The 2,698-nt window shown below is 57.6% G+C and carries 2 protein-coding genes and 1 pseudogene; 2 read left to right on the forward strand and 1 reads right to left on the reverse strand.

The window, feature by feature from the left end:
* Nucleotides 1-206 (forward strand): annotated as a pseudogene (locus AAC083_RS22450) (bifunctional heptose 7-phosphate kinase/heptose 1-phosphate adenyltransferase); the annotation flags it as partial.
* Between the two features lie 118 nt (nt 207-324).
* Here the strand turns inward: AAC083_RS22450 and tolC are convergent.
* Nucleotides 325-1,653: an outer membrane channel protein TolC gene (gene tolC / locus AAC083_RS22455; RefSeq protein WP_108537754.1), complete on the reverse strand. Its 1,329-nt coding sequence runs from the start codon at nt 1,651-1,653 to the stop codon at nt 325-327.
* Nucleotides 1,654-1,959: 306 nt separating this feature from the next.
* Here tolC and nudF point away from each other — a divergent pair, with 306 nt between their 5' ends.
* Nucleotides 1,960-2,601 (forward strand): ADP-ribose diphosphatase, encoded by a 642-nt coding sequence (gene nudF, locus AAC083_RS22460; RefSeq protein ID WP_042035364.1) that lies wholly within the window; start codon nt 1,960-1,962, stop codon nt 2,599-2,601.
* Nucleotides 2,602-2,698: the final 97 nt, after the last annotated feature.

Consider the following 2,698-nt stretch of genomic DNA (forward strand, 5'->3'; position numbering starts at 1 on the left):
GGGTGGTGCCCTTCGCCGAAGATACGCCCCAGCGGCTGATCGCTGAAGTGTTGCCCGACCTGTTGGTCAAGGGGGGGGATTACAAGCCGGAGGATATTGCTGGTTACGCCGAGGTGACCGCCAATGGCGGTGAGGTGCGCGTGCTCAACTTCGAGGATGGCTGCTCTACCTCCGATATCATCAAGACTATCCGCGAGCGCGGCTAACTGCTCCATTGGCTCCGTAACATGGCGGGGCCGACACGTCTGCACGTTCAGCTCGACAGCAATCCGGATAACAAAAAGGCGACCCTGTGGTCGCCTTCTTCATTCCCGATAGCGGCTATCAGGCGTTGGTTTTGGTTTTTGCCGTGGCAGGCATCAAGCCCTGGTTCACTTCCACCAGATCTTTCTCTTCCAGCACACCGGCAGCCTGTTTCAGGCTCAGGATGTTGAGGATGTAGCTGTAACGAGCGGCAGAGAGTTTCTGCTTGGCATCGTACAGCTTACGGGTGGAGTCCAGCACGTCGACTATGGTGCGGGTACCCACTTCGTAACCGGCTTCAGTCGCTTTCAGGGCGCTGTCGGCGGAGACCACGGACTGGCTGTAGGCGCGTACCGAGCCGATGCTGGCGTTCACGTTGTTGTAAGAGGAGCGCACAGTGCTCTGTACCGAGCGGAAGTTCTTCTCCAGCTGCTCGCTGGCAGCCACGTAGTCGTACTGGGCCTGCTTCACTTTGGAGCTGGTGGCGCCACCGCTGTAGATAGGCAGCTTGAAGGTCAGGCCAATGTTGGACTGATTGGCATTGCTATCGGGGTTGCGGATCTCGTCTTTGTAATCGGTATGGCTGGTCTTCAGACCGGCATCCAGATCCAGGGTCGGCTCATGACCGGTCTTCTGCAGGTCGATCTGCTCCTTGGCAATGTCCTTGGCGATACGCGCGTTGTGCAGTTGCAGATTCTTGTCCAGTGCCAGCTCCAGCCACTTTTCGGAGCCAAAAGCGGTCTTCTGCGGGCTGAATCGCTCGGTGTTGAGCACTGCCAGGTTGCGGTGATCGATGCCGGTCAGTTCACGCAGGCTCTCGTAGCTGTTGTCCAGGGTGTTTTCGGCATTGATCTCGTCGGCCAGCGCCTTGTCGCGCTCGGCCTCGGCCTCATGCACGTCCGTGATGGCGGTCAGGCCCACTTCGAAGCGCTGCTGGGTCTGTTCCAGCTGGCGTTCCACTGCAGCCTTGTTGGCGCGGAGGTACTCCAGGATGTCCATCGCCTTGAGCACGTCGAAATAGGCTTGGGAGGTGCGCAGCATCAGGTTCTGGGCTTCGAGGTTGTAGGCCACGTCGGACTGGGTGGCGCTCTTCTCGGTGATATCCAGGTTGATCCAGTTACTGCGACGATAGAGGGATTGCGTTAGCGCAACTTTTCCGTTAGCAGTCGAACCGGTCAGGGTATCACCTTTGTTTTGCAGGTGGCTCAGACCTGCTTCCAGATCGACCTGTGGAAGCAGAGTGGCACGGGATTCGTTGATTTTCTCGAAGGCCTGGTCACGCCTGGCCTTGGATTCCTGCAGCTGGGTGTCCTTGATCTGGGCCTGTTGGTAAATATCGAGCAGGTTTTCGGCATGGACGCCGGCGCTGACGCCCAGCAACACCATGGCTGACAAGAGTGTTCTTTTCATTGATCGTTTTAACCTTATGTATTAACCCAAAGCTGTCGCTGGATGAAGGAGGGTTATTGTCACTGACCAAGCTTGATTTCAGCTTAATCGCTCCACTATAAGCAAAATTTTATGATAACTGGCTCTTTTCCAGCGACAAGAACGTCAGGCACGAGGGGGAGTTTTCTCCCCCTCGTGCCTAGCCAAATACCCTGTGGCTGCTAAAATCCATCCCTCATCTCCGTCGGGAACGAGTGAATGAATGTTCATTCATGTTCTCGGATTTTATGGTCAAACCGAGCCAAGTCAAGCTGGCGGGAGTCTCGTATGTCGCAGCAAGCCTTGCCCCAAACCCGTCACTATTCTGCCGATGATGTAAAAATTATCGATAAATCATCAGGATATAACGGCTTCTTCAAAGTAAACGTCTATCGCCTACAGCACAGGTTATTTGCGGGGGGCTGGAATGAACCCATAGTGCGCGAGCTGTTCGAGCGTGGCCATGCCAGCGCCCTGCTGCCCTATGATCCTGTGCGCGACCAGATAGTGCTGGTGGAGCAGTTCCGCATCGGCGCCATCGAGACCAGCGCCACGCCCTGGCTGCTGGAGCTGGTGGCCGGCATCATAGATGAAGGGGAAACCGCCGAAGCCGTGGTGCGTCGCGAGGCCGTGGAAGAGGCTGGGATCGAAGTGGGTCGCTGCGAGCATGCCATCAGCTATCTGGTGAGCCCGGGTGGCAGCACAGAGCGTATCGAGGTCTATGTGGGCGAGGTGGATGCCAGCAAGGCCGAGGGGATCCACGGTCTGGCGGAAGAGGGTGAGGATATCCGGGTGCACGTGGTGAGCCGCGAGCAGGCCTATGCCTGGCTCAAAGAGGGGCGCATCGACAACGCGGCCTCCGTCATTGCCTTGCAGTGGCTGGCCCTCAATCACGGCGAGCTGCGGGCGCGCTGGTTGGCGGGGCGCTAAAGGTGGCGCTCGTTCGCACCCAGGCCAGGCGCTATGTGCCTGATTTGATGTCCCTGCAGCGTACCTGCGAGGTGAACTACTCACGGGTGTTGATTGA

Source organism: Aeromonas sp. HMWF014 (genome assembly GCF_963878295.1).
Lineage (GTDB): Bacteria > Pseudomonadota > Gammaproteobacteria > Enterobacterales > Aeromonadaceae > Aeromonas > Aeromonas popoffii.

Coding starts and splice junctions, on each gene's coding strand:
- tolC (WP_108537754.1), bottom strand. CDS start 1,653: ATGAAAAGAACACTCTTGTCAGCCATGGTGTTGCTGGGCGTCAGCGCC.
- nudF (WP_042035364.1), top strand. CDS start 1,960: ATGTCGCAGCAAGCCTTGCCCCAAACCCGTCACTATTCTGCCGATGAT.